The organism is Catenuloplanes nepalensis, assembly GCF_030811575.1.
In the GTDB taxonomy this organism is placed as follows: domain Bacteria; phylum Actinomycetota; class Actinomycetes; order Mycobacteriales; family Micromonosporaceae; genus Catenuloplanes; species Catenuloplanes nepalensis.
Window position 1 is genome coordinate 6,259,696 of record NZ_JAUSRA010000001.1, and the last position, 18,927, is coordinate 6,278,622.

Here is an 18,927-nt window from a genome sequence, read left to right on the forward strand (position 1 = left end):
CGCGAACTGCTACTTGCGCAGCGCCTTCGCCAGCTCGTCGTCGGCCTGCTGGAAGGTGTCGGCCGCCGCGGTCAGGTACTTGCCCATGCCCTCGAGGCCCTCCGCCATCTTCTGTGCGCCGTCGTTGAACTCGCGGTACGACTCGTCGAACTGCTTCGAGGACGCGTCCGTCACGTAACCGCCGTTGACCAGGTTGTTCACCATGTTCTGCAGCTCGGTGAGCTTGCTGTAGATCTCCTCCTTGCCGCGCGTGAGCCGGTTGGACGCGTCGCGCATCTCCTGGTACGTCACATTGACGTTCGCCATGTCATGCCTCCTGGTCGTCGGAACTCGAGTCGTCGATGAATCGGAACGTGCCGGTGATGGCGTCGAAGACGTCGAAGAGCTCCGACTCCAGCGCCAGCAACGGAGAACTGCCGGTGATGAGTGCGACCCGGGTGGGGTTCGGTCCCGGGAACGGCACGAACGTCTGCATGACCAGCGACCGGATCCAGCCGGCGCCGTCGGGCAGCGTCACGTCGTCGACGCCGCGCGTGCGCGGCACCCGGCCGGCGCCGGGCAGTTCGGCGGACTCGACCTGTCGCCAGATCGAGTCGGGGCCGCGCCGGGGCACGGCCGTGAGGTACTGCGCGACCGCGGCGTCCTCGTTCGGCGCGTCCACGATGGTCACGGTCACGGTCGCGGTCATCACCGCACCGCCGAGGCCGGCGACCAGCGTGCCGCAGAACCGGGCCCCGCTGTCGTAGGCGCGACGGGCCGTCTCGCGCAGCACCTTGGCCAGCGCGGCCCGGTGTTCGCGCAGCTCGGGCACCTCGCGGAGGCGCTCCTCGACCAGCGTGCCGATGGCCGTGTTGCGCGCGTCCGGGTGCAGCTCGATCTCGAACCACGAGTCCGGGATCGTGATCGTGAAGCCGGCGGCGGACATCAGGCCTCGCCGTCGGTGCGCAGCTGGTCACGCAGGTCGTTGTCGGCCTTGCGGATCGCCTCGACCGCCTGGTTCGCCATCTTGATCAGCTGCTCGCAGTTCTTGTCGACCCGCCCACGACCGTCGCGCCAATGTGACTCAAAGTTACTTATGGCATCGTCAACGTCGGGCCCACCGAGCTCCCCGGAGAACTCGTTCATCCACGAACGTGCGGAGTCCATGCCGCTGCGGATCGTCTCCAGCTGGTTGGCGAACTCCGCCAGTCCGTCCAAATTGACTGTCAAACGGTCGGATGCCATAGATCCCTGTCTCTATCCATGTCACTGGCCGATGGCGAGCCTACTCGGCACGCGCAAGATCAAGCTCAACGTTGACCACGACGGTACCCGAAGGTACCGTTGACAGCCCACTATACGTACAGTCACCACCGGACCTGGGGAGCGGATGACACGGCCGACGGACTGGCACGTCCTGGACATGGACGGTGACCCCACACCCGGCGACCCGGTACGGGTGCGGCAGCTCGCGTCGCGGTTCCACGACTTCGCCGAGACCGCGAACCGGGCCCGGCTGGCCGTGGAGTCGCTGCAGGGTGACGGCGCGCTGCTGGCCTGGGTGGGCAAGTCCGGCGACGCGTTCCGCGAGCAGTTCGGCGACTTCCCCCACCAGGTCAACAAGCTCTACCGCTCACATTTGATGACCGGTGACGCGCTCGACGCGTTCGCCCCCTCGCTGGAACGGGCCCAGGCACAGGCCGACCGGGCACTCGCGGACGGCCGGGTCGCGGCGGAGAAGGTCGCGTCGCTCAAGGGCGCGCTGTCGGTCGCGGAGGCGGACTTCACCGGCGCGGCCAAGGCCGCCGAGGCCGCACAGGCCGAAACCGTCAAGCCGGATCCAGACCAGGTCAAAGCGGCGGTACGGGATGCGAGCGCGGCCCAGGCCAGGCGGGACGCGGCGCAGAACCAGGTCAGCGGCGCGCAGAGCGAGCTGGACCTGGCCAAGCAGCTGGCCATGCAGGCCAAGCAGGTGCGCGACGACGCCTCGAACACCTGCGTGCGCCAGATCGAGGATGCCTCCGACGCGGGCATCCAGCCCCGGAACTTCTGGCAGAAGCTCGGCGACGCGTTCAAGGAGATCTGGAACATCATCTGCGAGGTCGCCCAGTGGGTCGCCCTCGTCGCCGGCATCATCGGCATGATCCTCGGCGGCCCCCTGGCCTGGATCGCGCTCGCGGCCGGCGCGATCCTGCTCATCAAGGCGATCGTCGACTTCAGCCAGGGCAAGGGGTCCGTGATGGATCTCGTCTTCGGCATTCTCGGCGTCATCCCCGGAGTGAAGGGCCTGACCAGCGTCTCCAAGCTGTCCGCGCTGTACAAGGCCGGCGGCATGAAGGAGATCGGCAAGGCCGCGCTGAACGGCATGAGGAACATGGCCAAGAACATGGTCAACATCGTCAAGGCGGCCGGCTCGGGCGCGGTGACGATCGTCAAGGCGCTCGGCGACGGCTCGGCCGCGGCGCTGGCCGGGCTGAAGAACGTCAACAGGGTCGTGACCGGCGCGATCGACACCGGCAGGGTGGGCGACTACATCCCGGCCGGGCTGCCGAAGGCCGGCGCACCGCCCACGAAGATCGACTTCGGCATGCCGGCGCCGCACACGCCCGGTGCCGGCGGCGCCGCGCCCAAGCCGTTCGCGCAGCAGTTCCAGGACCTGAGCGCGCTGAAGGTGCAGCACGAGCAGACCAAGTTCGCGCAGATCAACAGCCACTACAACGGCCTGCTGAAGGCGGACACGGCCGGGTACCAGCAGAAGTTCACCCAGGATCTCAAGATCGAGGTCGGGAAGATCGACGCGGACCACGCGGCCAAGCTCGCCGCCGGCACGCAGAACATCGAGAACGGCTTCCAGAACGCGCTCAAGCTGGAAGTCGGCCGGATCAACGCGGACTCCGCCGCGAACCTGAACATCCGGAAGACCGAGATCAACGCGGACTTCGCGTCCCAGCGCCAGGTGAAGATCGACGAGCTGAAGGTCGCGGCGGACACCAGGTTCGCCGCGGACAAGCTCAATCTGGAGAACGTGGCCAACGCCCGGAACGTCGAGATCGATAACGAGCTGGCCGGGCTGCGGAACCAGGCCGGCCAGGTCAACCAGCACATCGCCACGCTCGACCCGGCCGCCGAGGCCGCGTTCCGTGCCACCTACAAGGCGGACATGGACAGGGTGGACGCGGACTTCCACCGGCTCACCGCCGAGCAGAACGCGCTGCCCGGCAACCTGGCCAACGACGTCAAGGCGCTGGAGGCGAACGCGCTCAAGACGTTCGACGCGGACAGGGCCACCGCGATCAACGACCTGGACATCAAGAACGCGGACGCGCTCGCGCTGGCCGACAAGCAGTTCGCGGATGCGGCCAAGATCGACATCGAGAACACCACCAAGACCTTCGAGGCGCAGCGCGACCTGGACGTCGCCAACCTCACCGGCCAGCTCGACGCGGCCCGCCAGGCCGACATCGCCACGGTGACCGGCAAGCTGGAGAACATCCGCGACACCGACATCCAGAACGCCACCAACCACTACCAGCAGCTGGCGCAGAACGACATCGGGTCCGCGCAGAGCACGCTCGACACCTGGTTCGACACCAACCACGCCGGGCTGAACAACCACATGCTGGACACGGTCTCCGAGACGGTGAAGGTGCCGAACGGCGCGGACGTGAAGGTGCTGCACCTCCAGTCCGGCGCGGACCCGGCGGACCTGGGCACGGTCGTCGACAAGAACCTGCCGAAGCTGGATCACATCAACCCGATGAAGGATCCGAGCGACGTCAACTGCACGATCTGTGTGCAGCGGGTCAACGACTACATCAAGAACGACACCATCTCGATCGCGCCGAAGATCCCGTCGCCGCAGCCGCTGTCCGAGATCATCAAGAACCACCCGGGCATGGTGTTCCAGCAGATCCCGAACGCGGACTACAAGTTGGTCATCCAGGACATGGCGGCCCAGCCGCCCGGCACGGTCGGCGTCATCGGCATCCGGGGACCGAACATCCCCGGCCACGTGATGAACGTGGTCAATGTCGACGGGCGGGTCGCGTTCGTCGACGGCCAGACCGGCAAACTGGGATACCTGCCGAACCTGAACGGCGGCGAACTGCACTACGCGCCGTTCCCGTGAGCGAGGAGCACGACACGATGGATCTGGATCAGGCGCGCACCCGTGCACTCGCCAAACTCGGCGAGATCGAGGACACGGCGACGCCGCTCGCGCTCGACCCCTCGGCCGCCCCGGTGGAGGTCGAGTGGGCCTGGCTGTTCTCGTTCAACTCCGCGCGCTACCTGGAGACCCGGAGCTTCGGTGACCTGGTCCCGAGCGGCCCGGTCGTGGTGAACAAGGACGGCAGCGACGTGTGGGTGGCCAACTCCGCGCCGCCGGTCGAGCAGTGGCTCAACCGGTACGCGGAGCAGCACGGCTACCCCACGGTGCCGCTGCCGTCGTCCTCACCCTTCTAACAGCGCCGCCGGGGTGATCAGGTCGAGGCGGTCGCCGAGGATGACCGCGGCCGCGCGGACCAGCTGGGAGATCCGGTCGACCTCGGTGACGTGGAACGACGCGGCGGACAGGTTGTCGCCGTCCGTGCGCGCCACCACCAGCACCAGCCCGGCGCGGCCGAACGGCGCCACCGCGTACCGGACACCGTCCGGGCCGGTCAGCGAGCGGGCCCGCAGCGGCGTGACCTCGGGCAGGTGCGGCGGCTCCGGCGCACGCCAGCTGGCGTAGGCGACGGCGGGCTCCCGGCCGGCCTCGTCCTCGGTGCGCGGCGCGGCGGAGCGGGAAGCCCAGTCGGCCGGCACCATCGCGGCCGCGGCCCAGTCCGCGGCCAGCAGACCGGGGACCGCGTCGACCAGCGTGGCCAGGCCGTCCGCCGGGTTCGCCGCGACCTGGGCCAGCAGCTCGGCGTCGTGCCCGCCGGCGACCGGTGCGCCGATCGCGCGCCAGACGCCGTCGACCTGCACGCCGGGGATCGCGGCCAGGCCGGCCATCAGGCGCTCGACGCGCGCGGCGCCGGGCCAGACCACGGTGAAGTCGTCGACGGCGCGGCCACCGAGCCGCTCCAGCACCACGACCTGGACGATGTCGGCACCGGCGACGCCGAGCGTGCGCGCCACCTGGCCGAGCGCGCCGGGGCGGTCCGGAAGCGTGACCCGTACCCGTAGCAACATTCGCGGCCCTCCGTCGGAACAGCAGAGGAACCAAGTGTGAACGGTGTCCGTTTCGCGGTCGTTGCCTACCCGTGTCAGTGCATAAAAATGCAGCCAGAGCCGGTATCGAGGTGGGGACCGCGCCTCGCGCCGACCCCCACCTCGATACCGGCTCTGGGACCGGTTACGCCGAGGCCCGCGGAACCATGTGCGTGTCCAGCAGCACGTACGGTCGCTCCATCGGCTCGTGGCGGATCCGCGCGACCAGCAGCCGGGCCATCTGCCGGCCCATCTCCTCGACCGGCTGGTAGACCGTGGTGAGCGGCGGGTCGGCCTGGCGCGCGATCGGCGAGTCCTCGAAGCCGACCACGGCCACGTCGGCCGGCACCCGGCGACCGGCCTCCCGCAGCGCGCGCAGCGCACCGCAGGCCATCAGGTCGGACGCGACGAAGACCGCGTCCAGGTCCGGGGCCAGCTCCAGCAGCCGGCGCATGGCCGCGGTGCCGCTGCCCTCGGAGAAGTCGCCGTACGCGATCAGGTCCTCCGCCGGCGGCCGCCCGCTGAGCCGCACCGCCTCCCGGTAACCGGCGAGCCGAGCCACGCCCACGCCCATGTCCTGCGGTCCCGCGATGGTGGCGACCCGCTGCCGGCCGCCCGCGATGAGGTATTCCGTGGCCAGCCGGGCGCCGCCGGCGTTGTCCACGTCCACGAAGTACGCCGCCTGCGCGCCCGGCTGCAGCATGCGCGCCGGGCGCCCGCCGAGCACGGCCGGCAGGTTGCGCTGCTCCAGCAGCGTCGGCAGCGGGTCGGAGTCGTGCAGCGAGAGCAGCAGCACGCCGTCCACGTGCTGGTTGGTGAGGTGGTGCTCGACCCGCTCGCGCTCGGCCGGCGACTGCGCCATCGCGAGCCAGAGCTGCATCTGCGTCTCCAGCAGGCCGGAGCTGATGCCGCGCACGATGCCGGCGAAGAACGGCTCGCCGAACACGCGGTCACCGGACTCGGACACGACCAGCGCGACCGAGTCGGTCCGCTGGGTGACCAGCGCGCGGGCCGCCCGGTTCGGCACGTAGCCGAGCTCGTCGATCGCGGCCTGCACCGCGGCCCGCGCCTCCGGGCTGACCTGCGGAGACCCGTTGACGACACGGGAGACCGTGCCGCGTCCGACACCCGCCCGCGCGGCCACGGCATCGAGGGTGGGCCGTCCGAGCGACCGGGTGCGCTGGGTTGTCATGTCTGCTCCAAGGGCCGGGGGCGTGCCGGCTAAGGCACGCCCCGCTACGGTACGACCACGCGTTACTGTGCGGCCAGACCGTTACGTCGGATCACGTCGGCGTACCACCTGGCACTGGTCTTGGGAGTGCGCGTTTGCGTCTCGTAGTCGACGTGGACCATGCCGAACCGCTTGGTGTAACCCCAGGACCACTCAAAATTATCCATGAGCGACCACGCGAAGTACCCCTTGAGCGGCACGCCGGCCTCGATCGCCGCGTGACAGGCGCGCAGGTGCTGATCGAAGTAGTCCACCCGCTCCGGGTCGTCGACCTCGCCGTCCACCAGCTTGTCCACGAACGCGGCCCCGTTCTCGGTGACGTAGAGCGGCACCGGCGGGTAGTTCTCCGCAACACCGCGAAGCGTTTCGACGAGCCCGGGCGCGTCGATCTCCCAGTCCATGTCCGTCACCGGTACGCCGGTGCGCTTGGTGAACCGGACGGTCTCACTGCCCGGCCAGCAGGACGGCTCCGCCACCGCGCCGGGCAGCGGCGCGGCCACCACGTGCCGGCTGTAGTAGTTGATGCCGAGGAAGTCCAGCGGCTGGTTGACCGTCGCCAGGTCACCGTCCTGGAGGTGCGCGAAGTCGCTGACCGCGGCCAGGTCCTCCACCACGTCCGCCGGGTACTCCCCGCGGAGCACCGGGTCGAGGAAGAAGCGGTTGGCGAGCCCGTCGATCCGGCGGGCCGCGTCCGCGTCCCCGGCCGAGTCCGACGCCGGGGCCATCGCGTACAGGTTGAGCGTGATGCCGAGGTTCACCTCCGGCGTGCTCGCCCGGACCGCCTGGAGCGCCAGCCCGTGGCCGAGCAGCAGGTGGTGCGCGGCCCGGACCGACGCGCCGCCGTCCTGGACGCCGGGCGCGTGCACGCCCGACCCGTACCCCAGGAAGGAGGAGCACCAGGGCTCGTTGAACGTGGTCCAGTTGGTGATCCGGTCGCCCAGCGCGTCCACGGTGAGCTGCGCGTAGTCGGCGAACCGGGCCGCGGTGTCCCGGGCCGGCCAGCCGCCCGCGTCCTCGAGCTGTTGCGGCAGGTCCCAGTGGTAGAGCGTGCCCCACGGCAGGATGCCCGCCTCGAGCAGCTCGTCCGCGAGCCGGCGGTAGAAGTCCAGGCCGGCCTGGTTGACCCTGCCGGACCCGGCCGGCTGGATGCGCGGCCAGGCCAGCGAGAACCGGTACGACTTCAGGCCCAGCTCGGCCATCAGCCGCACGTCGTCGGTCAGCCGGTGGTAGTGGTCGCAGGCCACGTCGCCGTGGTCGCCGTTGACCGTGCGGCCCGGCGTGTGGCTGAACGTGTCCCAGATCGACCGGCCACGGCCGTCCTCGGTCGCCGCGCCCTCGATCTGGTACGCCGCCGTGGCGGCGCCCCAGAGGAAGTCCGGCGGGAATAGTTGCGTCGTCACGCCTTGACGGACCCTTCCATGATGCCGCCGATGATCTGGCGGCCGAACGCGAGGAACACGAGGAGCAGCGGCACGATGGCCAGCGCGGTCCCGGTGAAGACCTGAACGTAGTCGGTCGTGTAGTTGCCCGTGGCAAGGATCTTAAGCGAGTACTGGATCGTCGGAGTGTCTCCGTCGAGAACCAGGTACGGCCAGAGGAACTCGTTCCACGTCTCCATGAACGTCAGCAGGCCGAGCACGGCCGCGGCCGGGCGCAGCGTGGGCAGCACGACGTTCCAGTAGATCCGCCAGGTCGAGCAGCCGTCCATCCGAGCCGCCTCGATCAGCTCGTCCGGGACCGCGGACATCGCGTACTGCCGCATCATGAACACGCCGAAGCCCTTGACCAGGAACGGCACGATCACGGCCTGCAGCGAGCCGAGCCAGCCCAGCTGGATCATCATGATGTAGAGCGGGATGTAGCCGAGCTGGGTCGGGATCATCATCGTCACGATGATGATCAGCAGCAGCACGTTGGCACCCTTGAAGCGGAGCTTGGCGAACGCGAACCCGGCCAGCGTGGAGAAGAGCACCACGGAGATCGTCACGACGCCGGACACGAAGATCGAGTTGGCCAGGCCGATCAGGAAGTGCGCCTGGTCGTTGGCGAGCAGCCGCTGCGTGTTCGCGACGAACTCGCCGCCCGGCAGCAGCGGCGGCGGGATCTTGTAGACCGCGGAGTTGTCGCGCGAGGCGACGATGAACGACCAGGCGATCGGGAAGATGGCCAGCAGCACCGCGATGATCAGTGCGACGTAGGTGAGCGGGCTCGCCTCCCACAGCTTCGCACCGGGACGGCGACGGCGGCGGTCGGGCTTGTGCGTGGCCGGCGCGTTGTCGGGCGCGGGCCGGGTAGTCAGCGCGGTCACTTCGACCCCTTCAGCGAACGGCGGACCATCAGGAAGTTGATCAGTGCGAACCCGATGATCAGCAGGAAGAGCAGCCAGGACATCGCGGAGCCGAGGCCGTACTTGAAGTTGCCCTCGAACGTCGTGTAATAGATGTACATCGCGATGGTCTGGAAGTTCTCCAGGCCGCTGCCGGAGCCGGCCGCGCCGTAGTTGAACATCAGCGGCTCGGTGAACAGCTGCATGCCGCCGATGGTCGAGATGATCACCGTGAACAGGATCGTCGGCTGGATCAGCGGCACCGTGAGCTGCCAGAACTGGCGGGTCGGGGACGCGCCGTCCAGCGAGGCGGACTCGTAGAGGTCGCGCGGGATCGCCTGCATCGCGGCCAGGTAGATCAGCGCGTTGTAGCCGGTCCACCGCCAGTCGACCATGAACGCGATCGCGGTCCAGGACGCGAACCGGCTGCCCCGCCAGGAGATCGGGTCCAGGCTCAGCGACTGCAGGATCCAGTTCGCCAGGCCGTACCGGTCGGCGAAGATGAAGCCGAAGACGATGCCGACCGCGGCGACCGAGGTGATGTTCGGCAGCAGGATGCCCATCCGCAGCGCGGTGCGGAACCGCAGTTTCCGGTTCAGCCAGTTGGCCAGCATCAGTGCCAGCAGCAGCTGCGGCACGGTCGCCACCACGAAGATGCCGGCCGTGTTGTACATGGCGTTCCAGAAGTTCGCGTCGGTCAGCACCGCCTGGAAGTTCTGCAGGCCGACGAAGCCCTGGTCGCCCTTGATGAGGCCCCAGTCGCGCATCGACACCCAGCCGGTGTACAGCAGCGGGAAGAAGCCGAAGACCGCGAAGAGGACGAAGAACGGCGCGACGTAGAGGTACGGCGACGCCTTCATGTCGAGCCGGCCGCGCCGCACCTGGCGCGCCTGCTTGCGGCGCTCACCGGGATCCAGCGGCGGCGGGCCCGCCGAGTGCCGCGGCGCGTCCGCGGCGTGGGTGTCGATGCTCATGGTGGTGGGGTTCCTTCCCCGGCCGGCGGCCGGTGAGACCGTGTGACGGTGGCGCCCACGCTCATCGCGTGGACGCCACCGTGACGCGTTACCGGTCGATCAGCCTTCGGCCAGTTTCTTGCCGTCCGCCACGGCCTTCGCCCAGGCCTCGTCGGACGTCTTCTTGCCCTGCTCCGCGTTGCGCATCTCGGTCTCGAAGTGGTTCTCCCAGATGCCCTGGTGCTTCGGGCCGAGGTAGATCGGCTTGAGGCTCTTGGCGCTGGCGCCGAAGATCTCGCCGGTCGGCGCGTTGCTGAAGTACTCGTTCGTCGACGACGCGAACGCCGGGTCGTCGAGCGCCTTCACGTTCGACGGCATGTTGCCCTTCTCCTTGTACGAGGAGAGCTCGCCGTCCTTGCCGGTCAGGTAGGTCAGCAGCTTGTAGGCCGCGTCCTTGTTCTTGCTCTGCTCCGGGATGGCCAGGTAGGAGCCGCCCCAGTTGCCGCTGCCGCCCGGGATCGTGGCGATGTCCCACTTGCCCTTACCGGCGTCGCCGGCGCGCTCCGCGATCGAGCCGGTCATCCACGCCGGGCACGGCACGGTCGCGAACGCGGCGTTGGCGAACGCGGCGTTCCAGTCCGGCTGCCAGCGCTGCAGCTTGCCGGTCAGGCCGTCCGCCGCCATCTGGAGGCCGAAGTCCCAGGCCTCCTTGACGATCGGGTTCTGCTCGACGATGTAGTTGTTGCTGGTGTCGTAGAACCAGGTCTGCGAGTTCTGCATGATGTACGGCTGCATCACCGCGGTGGCGGTGTCGATGAACGCGACGTCCTTGACCGCGGGCGACTCCTTGAACTTCTTGCCGGTCGCGGCGTACTCCTCCCACGTCGGCCAGAGCTTGGAGACCTCGTCACGCTCGGTCGGCAGGCCGGCCTTCTCGAACAGGTCGGTCCGGTAACACATGGCCAGGCCGCCGATGTCGGTGCCGAGGCCGACCAGCTTCGACTTGTCCGCCGTGAAGCCGTTCGCCCACTTGTAGGGCAGGAAGTCGGCCTCCAGCGAGGCCGCGCCCAGGTCGAGCAGGTTGGTCCACTTGTCCGGGGTCTCCAGGTAGCCCAGGAGGGTGCCCTCCTCGAGCATGACCACGTCGCCCGCGCCCTGACCGGTGGCCAGCCACTGGTTCAGCTTCGGCGTGAAGTCCTTCAGCTCGCCCATGTTCTGCGCTTCGACCTTGATGTCCGGGTTGGCGGTCTGGAACGCCGCCACCGCCGCATCGAAGCCGGGGCTTCCGAAGTACTGCAGGACGACGGTCTTGCCGCCCTCACCGCCGCTGTCGCCGTCGCTCGCGCTGCACGCCGCGGCCGAGAAAACCATGCCGGCGGCGAGAGCCGCCGCCGCGATGCCGCGCAGGCGGCGCCTCGGAACGCTCATCCTGACCCCTCTCAGGTCGTGATGGTGGAAGTGGTGGGTGGTTCTATGTGCCCGAAACCTCGAAGTCGATCGGTGCCAGAGATCGACGAGCGTTCCCGAGCATCCGCGTGGTGTGGTGCCGCCCACTGCGTGCTCGGGAGCGCTCCCATGAGATTGCCGACACGTTACAGAGGTGTCAAGGGGCCGATGGGAGCGTTCCCATTTCGTTACCGCCCGCGATCCGGCGATCACGAAAAACCGTGCCGGCACTAGGCTTTCGGGCGTGAACGAGCTGGTTACCGGCCCTGACCTGGACGACGAGACCCTGATCGGGCACTACGGCCGGCCACCACGGCCGGCGCTGCGGGTCAGCTTCGTGTCGAGCGCGGACGGGGCGATGGAGATCGACGGGCTCTCCACCGCGCTCTCCGGCGCCGACGACAAACGCGTCTTCGGCGTGCTGCGCATGCTCGCGGACGCGGTGCTGGTCGGGGCCGGCACGCTGCGCCGGGAGAACTACCGCCCGATCCGGCTCAGCCCGCCCCGGATCGAGTGGCGCCGCGCGCACGGCCTGCCGGACGTACCCACGCTGGTCACCGTCTCGCACTCGCTCGACCTCGACCCGGCGATGCCCGCGCTCGCGGAGGCGCCGGTCCGGCCGATCGTCCTGACCTCCTCGGCCACGCACCGGCCCGACCTGGCGAAGGTCGCCGACGTGCTTCGTTTCGACGATCAAGAACTCCTTCCGCCGGTACGGGCGAGAGGGCTGGACCACATCCTCTGCGAAGGCGGCCCGCGGCTCTTCGGCACGCTGCTCGCCGCGGACGCGGTCGACGAGCTGTGCCTCACCGTGGCCCCGGTGCTGGCCGGCGCGGGCGCGTCGCGGATCACGGCCGGGCCGCCCGCCCCGCCGCGGAGCATGCGCGTCGCGCACGTGCTGCGCGGCGGCGACCACCTGATGGTTCGCTATGTCCGACGTCACCCGTAGGAGTCGCCCGCGCCCACGGGTTGTGGATAACCCTGTGGGTAACCACAAGATCTTGTGGAAAACGTGGGGACAGGTGGTGCCAACCACGGCGTGGCTTCCGTTGTTGTCGTACCCGTGGGGCACGATGATCGGGTGCCAGTAGACCCCTCGGACCCGGGCCCCGCCGTCGGCCGCGTGCTGGGCACCACCGACGCCACGCCGCTGCAGTTCTGGACCGCCGTCACCCCGGGGGCCTACCTGCAGCTCGACGACGTGGTGGTGACCCGGCGCGAGCTGCCGGACCGGGAGCCGGTGACGATCGCGGGCGTGGTCACCCAGGTCCGCGCGCGGCACGAGGGCGCCCAGTTCGACTCCGACGTCTTCGCGATCGCGGAGGGCACGCTGCCCGCGCTGGTCCAGGAGGCCGCGGAGATCACCACTACCCGCGTCGACCCGGAGCTCTACGTGCCGCCCGCGCCGGGCGCGCCGGTGTTCCGGGCCGAGGGCGTGGCCCGCGCGCAGGCGCTGCACTTCGACCGGATGGAGCGGCCGATCCCGATGGGCTCCGGCCGCGACGGCGTCCCGGTCTACCTGAACGCGGACTTCCTGGACGGCACGCGCGGCGCGCACGTGTCGATCTCCGGCATCTCCGGCGTGGCCACCAAGACCAGCTTCGCCACGTTCCTGCTCTACTCGGTCTTCCGCTCCGGCGTGCTCGGCGCGGAGAGTGTCAACTCCAAGGCGCTGATCTTCAACGTCAAGGGCGAGGACCTGCTCTTCCTCGACCACCCGAACACCCGGCTGGACGAGAGGACCACGGAGGCGTACGGCAAGCTCGGCCTCCCCGCCGACGCGTTCGCGGACGTCCGGGTCTACGCGCCGCCCCGGATCGGCGACCCCTCCGGCACGCCCGACGTCAGCAGCCGGCTCACCGGCGTGGACGCGTTCTACTGGACGCTCGCCGAATTCTGCGCGACCGGCCTGCTGCCCTACGTGTTCGCCGACGCCGACGACGAGCGCCAGCAGTACACGATGGTCGTCCACGCGGTCACCGCGCACCTCCAGCGCGTCGCGGTCCCGGCCGAGGGCGGCGTCAGCATCGAGGGCCGGCGCATCGGGTCCTACGGCGACCTCGTCGACTTCCTGGTCGACCAGCTCAGCGACGAGGACACCCGCCGCGACTGGGCCGGCTCCGCGGTCGGCATCGGCACCACCAACGCGTTCGCCCGCCGGCTGATCTCCAGCAAGAAGGACCTGGCCCGGCTGATCCGCGGCGACCTCGCGCAGCGCCGTCCACACTCGATCAACACCTCGGAGAGCGCCCAGGTCACCGTGGTCGACCTGCACAACCTGCCGGACCGCGCGCAGCGGTTCGTGGTCGGCGTGACGCTGAAGGCCGAGTTCGAGCGCAAGGAGCGGGCCGGCACCGCCAAGCCGCTGCTCTTCGTCGTGCTCGACGAGCTCAACAAATACGCCCCTCGCGACGGCACCTCACCGATCAAGGAGGTGCTGCTCGACATCGCGGAGCGCGGCCGGTCGCTCGGCGTGATCCTGATCGGCGCGCAGCAGACCGCCAGCGAGGTCGAGCGCCGCATCGTGACCAACTCCGCGATCCGCGTGGTCGGCCGGCTCGACCCGGCCGAGGCCGGCCGGCCGGAATACGGCTTCCTCCCGCCCGCGCAACGGCAGCGTGTGCTGCTGGCCAAGCCCGGCACCATGTTCGTCAACCAGCCGGACATCCCGGTCCCGCTCTGCGTGGAGTTCCCGTTCCCGGCCTGGGCCACCCGGGTGTCCGAGGCCGGTGCCGCGCCCACCGGCACGCTGCGCTCGATCGTCTCGTCGGCCGACCCGTTCGCGGTGGTCGGCGGCCGGTCCGGCGCCGGCGCCCGCATCTCCGACGACGACATCCCCTTCTGAGGACCGCCACATGAAGATCCTGCACACCTCGGACTGGCACGTCGGGAAGGTCCTCAAGGGACACACCCGGGTGGAGGAGCACATCGCCGTGCTCCGCGACCTGGTCGAGATCGCCCAGAAGGAGCGGCCCGACCTGGTCATCGTGGCCGGCGACCTCTACGACACGGCCGCGCCCACGCCCGACTCGACGCGCATCGTGACCCGCGCGCTGACCGCGCTGCGGGCCACCGGCGCCGAGGTGGTGGCGATCGGCGGCAACCACGACAACGGCCCGGCGCTGGACGCGCTGCGCCCGTGGGCCGACGCGGCCGGCATCGCGCTGCGCGGCACGGTCCGGGAGACCGCGGCCGAGCACGTGCTGACCGGCACCACGGCCGGCGGCGAGGCGTGGCGGCTGGTCGCGCTGCCGTTCCTGTCCCAGCGGTTCGCGGTGCGCGCGGTGGAGATGTACGAGTTGACCGCGTCCGAGGCCCAGCAGACGTACGCGGACCACATCGGCCGGCTGATCGGCAAGCTCACCGAGGACTTCGCGGATCGCAGCGCGGTCAACATCCTCACCGGGCACCTCACCGTGGTCGGCGCGAAGATGGGCGGCGGCGAGCGGGACGCGCACACCGTCCTCGGCTACGCGGTGCCGGCCAGCGTGTTCCCGTCCACCGCGCACTACGTGGCGCTCGGCCACCTGCACCGCACCCAGCAGATCCTCGGCCCGTGCCCGATCCGGTACTCCGGCAGCCCGCTCGCGGTCGACTTCGGCGAGGAGGAGAACACGCCGTCAGTCACGATCGTCGAGGTCAGCGCGACCAAGCCGGCGCGGCCCCGCTCGGCGCCCATTCGGAGTGCGACCCCGCTGCGCACGGTCCGCGGCACGCTGCCCGACCTGGAACGGTTCGCCGAGCGCAACAACGCGGACGCGTCCGGCTGGCTGCGCGTCTACGTGCGCGAGATGCCGAGGGCCGGCCTCCGCGAGGAGGTGCAGGACCTACTGCCGAACGCGCTGGACGTGCGGATCGACCCGGACATGCTGCCCACCCGCACCAGCCCGACCGCGGCGCAGCGGGCCGGCCGCTCCCCCAGCACGCTGTTCGCCGACTATCTCAAGGTGCGCGGGCACGACGACGAGGGCGTGCAGGACCTGTTCGACGAGATCTACGAGGAGATTCCGGGAGGCGCCTCGTGAGGCCGCTGCGGCTGGACATGTCCGGGTTCACCGTCTTCCGCGAGCAGACCACGGTCGACTTCACCGACGCGGACTTCTTCGCGCTGGTCGGCCCCACCGGCTCCGGCAAGTCCACGGTGCTGGACGCGATCACGTTCGCGCTCTACGGCCAGGTCCCGCGCTGGGGCACCGCGCGCGGCATCGTCAACGCGCTCTCCCCGTCCGCGGTCGAGGCACGCGTCCGGCTGGTCTTCGAGTCCGCCAACGAGCGCTACGTGGCGACCCGGGTGGTCCGCCGGGACGGCAAGGGCCGGGTCAACACCAGCGGCGCCGGGCTTCAACTCATGCCGCGCGGGTTCGACGTGACCAAACTGGACACCGGGCTCTCCCCGGAGGACCTCGGCGAGGTGCTGGCCGGCACGCCCGCGGAGATGGACAAGGCCGTGCAGGAGGCGGTCGGCCTGCCGTACGAGCAGTTCACCACGTGCGTGGTGCTGCCGCAGGGCCAGTTCGCTGACTTCCTGCACGCGAAGCCCGCGACCCGCCAGCAGATCCTGGTCAACCTGCTCGACCTCGGCGTCTACGAGGAGGTGCAGCGCCGCGCCACGACCCGGGCCGGCGCGGCCGACGCCAAGCTCTCCGCGGTCGACCAGCTGCTGTCCGGCCTGGACGACACGGACGACGCGCACCTCGCGGCCGCGGCCGACCACCTGGACCGGGTGATCGAGCTGGCCGAGGGCGTCGAGGCCGCGCTGCCCGACCTGCGCACGGCCGCGACCCGCACCGAGGCCGCCACGGTCGCGCTCGCCACGCTGGACGCCGAGATCGCCCGGCTGCGCGGCGTCCGCGCGCCGTCCGACGTGGCCGCGATCGCCGGTGCCGCCGCCGACGCCCGGGCCGCCGCGGCCGACGCGGTCACGGCCGTGCACGCGGCCGAGGAGCGGGAGGAGAAGGTCCGCGGCGAGGTCGCCGGCAGCGGCGACCCGGCCGCGCTGCGCCTGCTCCTGGAGGCGCACGGCGAGCTGGACAACCTCACCGAGCAGGCGGCCGAGCTGACCGCGATGCTGACCTCGGCCGAGGCCGAGCACGGCGCGGCCGCCGTGTCCGTGGCCGCCGCGCGCGCGGAGCACGCGCGCGCGGTCGCGGCGCTGGAGGCGGCCCGCCAGGCCTACCAGGACGCGCAGAACGCCGACCGGGCCACCGCGCTGCGCCTGCACCTCACGGTCGGCGACGCCTGCCCGGTCTGCGCGCAGACCGTCACGGCCCTGCCGGTCGAGACACCGACGGGTTACGCGGTGCCGGTCGACGGCTCCGGCCGCGCGGTCGATCACCGCCACGGCCAGGACGCGACCGGCCTTGGCGCTGCCGGCCACGGCGCCGCCGGCCACCCGGGCGCGCACCCCGACGCCACCGGGCGCACCGCCGACGCCACCGGCAACGCCGGGCGTGGCACCGGCAGCGCCGGGCGTGGCAGCACGACGCCGGACGGACGCGGCCGAGCCGGAGCCCCCCGCCCGCGCGGTGAGGCGCAGGCGGCTCCGGCCGACCCCGCCGCGCAGCGCGCCGCCGGGCGGTCCGCCGTGGCCGCGGCCGAGGCCGAGGGCAAGACCGCGCGCGCCGCCGCCGACCGGGCGCAGAAACTGGTCGCGGAGCGCGAGCAGGCCGCGCGCGAGCTGGAGCGCACGCTCGACCGCGCCCGGGCCCGGCACGACGACCTGCAGCACCGGCTGACGGCCACCACGGACAAGGTGGCCGGCTCGCCCGGCCCGGCCGCGCTGCGCCGTGAGCTGGACGAGATCGCCGCGCTGCGGAAGAGGCTGGACACCGCGGGCGCGTCCGTGCGCCGGGCCCGCGAGGCAGCACGGCGGGCCCAGACCGAGGCCGAGCGCGCGGAGCAGCGGCTGCGGGCCACCTGGCAGGGCTTCGACACCGCGCGGGACGCGGTCGCGCCGTTCGGGCCGCCGGCGACGGACCGGAACGACGTGGCCGCGGCCTGGACCGGGCTGGCCGGGTGGGCCGCGGAGCAGGTCGCGCGGCGCACGGACGCCCGCGCCGAGGCCGAGACGGAGCTGCGGGCCGCGCGGGGCGGCGCGGACGGCGTACACCTGCGGATTGAAGGTCTTTTCGTCGAGGTCGGCCTGTCCGCGCCGGTCAAGCGCGGCGAGTCCGAATATCTGCGGGCCGCGGCCGTGGCGACCGAGCGGGCCGAGGGCGCGCTGCGCCGCATCGAGGAGCGCCGCGAGCAGGCCGCGGAGCTGCGTGAGCAGCGGGCCGTGCACGAGCGGGACGGCCGGGTCGCGAAGACGCTCGCCGGCCACCTACGGGCCAACAACTTTGAGCGCTGGCTACTGGAGGAGGCGCTGGACCTGCTGGTCGACGGCGGCTCCCGGATCCTGCGCGAGCTGTCCGGCGGGCAGTACGAGCTGGTGCACGACAAGGGCGAGTTCTGGGTCGTCGACCACCACGACGCCGGACTGCGCCGCGGCGTGCGCACGCTCTCCGGCGGCGAGACGTTCCAGGCGTCGCTGGCCCTGGCGCTCGCGCTCTCCGAGCAGCTCGCCGGCATGTCCACCACCGCGGCCAGCCTGGAGTCGATCGTGCTGGACGAGGGCTTCGGCACGCTGGACGCGGTCACGCTCGACTCGGTCGCGGCCACGCTGGAGAACCTGGCCGCCCGCGGCGACCGGATGGTCGGCGTGGTCACCCATGTCGGCGCGCTCGCCGAGCGGATCCCGGTCCGCTTCGAGGTGCGCAAGGATGCCCGTAGCGCGCGAGTGACCCGGAGCGGCCTGTGACCCGGTACTTCATCGACGCGTGGGACCCGGCCTACGGCTCGAACATCGAGCCGGACGGTGGTTTCGCGGGCCCGTCCGAGCAGAGCACCGCGCAGGTCGACGCGGACCTGGAGGTCCCGTCCGACGCCTGGCAGCCGCTCCTGCCGCCGCCGGACCTGCGCCCGCCGCCGGTGATCCTGCTGGTCGACGGCGTGCGCCGGATCGACGCCGGGCTGTGGACCGAGGAGGAGGACGGCTCGTCCTACCCCGGCCTCGCCGCCTCCTACGCGGCCGGCGTGGTCCGCTGCGACCTCGAACGTGGCGTCGCGGAGCTGGCCGGCGCCCGCGTCCAGCGCGGCCTGTTCACCGCCAGCCCGAGCGCGGCCGACGCGGTCGCCGGCTCGGTGCGGTACACGGTGCAGCGCGTCAACGGCAGCGGCGAGCAGAGCAAGCTGCCCGCGGCCATCCAGGCGCCGCTCACCGCGCTCGAGGTCGACGTCTCCACCGAGGCCCGGGCCGGCGCCTCCGAGGACGATCTGCTGGTCGTGGACGGCCCGCTGCGCAACCGCCGCCAGCTCGCCCGCACCATCGGCTACATCAAGACCCAGCACCGGCAGTACCTACAGCCCCGCCTCGCCGCGGTCGTCACCGCGCTCAAGCCCGGCCAGCGCTCCCCCGTCTTCCTGACCGGCACCACCTGGGGCGCCTACTCCTGGTACCTGCGCCTCCCCGGCCGCCCCGGCGCCCCGTGGGCCGGCATCGTCCGCGTCGAGTGCTCCGCCGACCTGCCGCCCGCGGCCGCGTTCGCGCTGGCCGACGTCTCGCTGGTCACGCTCCCCCGCTTCGCCTCCACGGCCTACAAGGATCCGCGCGCCCCGCAGAACCTGATCCCGATCGCCGGCCTGGAACGCCGCCTCCGCTCGATGCTCGGCGACTCCCGCCTGCTGCATCGCGCGCTGACCCAGTCGGCCGCCCGCGCCGCCTACGAGGCCGCCACCCGCAACCGCTGAATCCCTTACAG

General features: G+C 71.1%; 16 protein-coding genes. 7 read left to right on the forward strand and 9 right to left on the reverse strand.

Annotated features, from left to right (window positions below; translation table 11 throughout):
• Positions 1-9 precede the first annotated feature (9 nt).
• From J2S43_RS26815 to J2S43_RS26825, 3 genes are read right to left on the reverse strand one after another with little or no spacing between them, the layout of a single operon-like run.
• Complete coding sequence (locus J2S43_RS26815; RefSeq protein WP_306833804.1) at positions 10-306, reverse strand: WXG100 family type VII secretion target; 297 nt, start codon at positions 304-306, stop codon at positions 10-12.
• Position 307: 1 nt separating this feature from the next.
• Positions 308-925 carry a hypothetical protein gene (locus J2S43_RS26820; RefSeq protein WP_306833805.1) on the reverse strand — a complete coding sequence of 206 codons (618 nt, stop codon included), beginning with the start codon at positions 923-925 and terminating at the stop codon, positions 308-310.
• Entirely contained in the window at positions 925-1,224 is a 300-nt protein-coding gene (locus tag J2S43_RS26825; protein ID WP_306833807.1) for a hypothetical protein, read from the reverse strand. The genes J2S43_RS26820 and J2S43_RS26825 overlap by 1 nt, the downstream gene beginning before the upstream one ends.
• A gap of 145 nt (positions 1,225-1,369) precedes the next feature.
• Here J2S43_RS26825 and J2S43_RS26830 point away from each other — a divergent pair, with 145 nt between their 5' ends.
• Positions 1,370-4,108 carry a toxin glutamine deamidase domain-containing protein gene (locus J2S43_RS26830; protein WP_306833809.1) on the forward strand — a complete coding sequence of 913 codons (2,739 nt, stop codon included), beginning with the start codon at positions 1,370-1,372 and terminating at the stop codon, positions 4,106-4,108.
• Between the two features lie 17 nt (positions 4,109-4,125).
• Positions 4,126-4,443 carry a YrhB domain-containing protein gene (locus J2S43_RS26835; protein ID WP_306833811.1) on the forward strand — a complete coding sequence of 106 codons (318 nt, stop codon included), beginning with the start codon at positions 4,126-4,128 and terminating at the stop codon, positions 4,441-4,443.
• On the opposite strand, the gene J2S43_RS26840 is transcribed toward J2S43_RS26835, so the two are convergent.
• The 6 genes from J2S43_RS26840 to J2S43_RS26865 form a co-directional block, all read right to left on the reverse strand.
• On the reverse strand, positions 4,432-5,154 hold the full coding sequence (locus J2S43_RS26840) for an ACT domain-containing protein (protein ID WP_306833813.1): 723 nt from the start codon (positions 5,152-5,154) through the stop codon (positions 4,432-4,434). The two genes, J2S43_RS26835 and J2S43_RS26840, sit on opposite strands and share 12 nt — an antisense overlap.
• A 163-nt stretch (positions 5,155-5,317) precedes the next feature.
• Complete coding sequence (locus J2S43_RS26845) at positions 5,318-6,364, reverse strand: LacI family DNA-binding transcriptional regulator (protein WP_306833815.1); 1,047 nt, start codon at positions 6,362-6,364, stop codon at positions 5,318-5,320.
• Positions 6,365-6,426: 62 nt separating this feature from the next.
• Entirely contained in the window at positions 6,427-7,803 is a 1,377-nt protein-coding gene (locus J2S43_RS26850; protein WP_306833819.1) for a GH1 family beta-glucosidase, read from the reverse strand.
• A complete protein-coding gene (locus tag J2S43_RS26855) occupies positions 7,800-8,624 on the reverse strand; it encodes a carbohydrate ABC transporter permease (protein WP_306839462.1) in 825 nt (274 codons plus the stop codon). Before J2S43_RS26855 ends, J2S43_RS26850 begins: the two co-directional genes overlap by 4 nt.
• Positions 8,625-8,707: 83 nt before the next feature.
• Positions 8,708-9,703 carry a carbohydrate ABC transporter permease gene (locus J2S43_RS26860; RefSeq protein WP_306833820.1) on the reverse strand — a complete coding sequence of 332 codons (996 nt, stop codon included), beginning with the start codon at positions 9,701-9,703 and terminating at the stop codon, positions 8,708-8,710.
• A gap of 99 nt (positions 9,704-9,802) precedes the next feature.
• Positions 9,803-11,110 carry an ABC transporter substrate-binding protein gene (locus J2S43_RS26865; RefSeq protein WP_306833822.1) on the reverse strand — a complete coding sequence of 436 codons (1,308 nt, stop codon included), beginning with the start codon at positions 11,108-11,110 and terminating at the stop codon, positions 9,803-9,805.
• Positions 11,111-11,372: 262 nt separating this feature from the next.
• On the opposite strand from J2S43_RS26865, the gene J2S43_RS26870 reads away from it, so the two are divergent.
• The 5 genes from J2S43_RS26870 to J2S43_RS26890 all read left to right on the forward strand — a co-directional run bounded on the left by J2S43_RS26870 (position 11,373) and on the right by J2S43_RS26890 (position 18,916).
• Entirely contained in the window at positions 11,373-12,077 is a 705-nt protein-coding gene (locus J2S43_RS26870; protein ID WP_306833823.1) for a pyrimidine reductase family protein, read from the forward strand.
• A 132-nt stretch (positions 12,078-12,209) separates the two neighbouring features.
• Complete coding sequence (locus tag J2S43_RS26875; protein ID WP_306833825.1) at positions 12,210-13,973, forward strand: ATP-binding protein; 1,764 nt, start codon at positions 12,210-12,212, stop codon at positions 13,971-13,973.
• A 10-nt stretch (positions 13,974-13,983) separates the two neighbouring features.
• Complete coding sequence (locus J2S43_RS26880; RefSeq protein WP_306833827.1) at positions 13,984-15,153, forward strand: exonuclease SbcCD subunit D; 1,170 nt, start codon at positions 13,984-13,986, stop codon at positions 15,151-15,153.
• Positions 15,150-17,927 carry an AAA family ATPase gene (locus J2S43_RS26885; RefSeq protein ID WP_306833829.1) on the forward strand — a complete coding sequence of 926 codons (2,778 nt, stop codon included), beginning with the start codon at positions 15,150-15,152 and terminating at the stop codon, positions 17,925-17,927. The genes J2S43_RS26880 and J2S43_RS26885 overlap by 4 nt, the downstream gene beginning before the upstream one ends.
• A complete protein-coding gene (locus tag J2S43_RS26890) occupies positions 17,924-18,916 on the forward strand; it encodes a hypothetical protein (protein WP_306833831.1) in 993 nt (330 codons plus the stop codon). Before J2S43_RS26885 ends, J2S43_RS26890 begins: the two co-directional genes overlap by 4 nt.
• Positions 18,917-18,927: the final 11 nt, after the last annotated feature.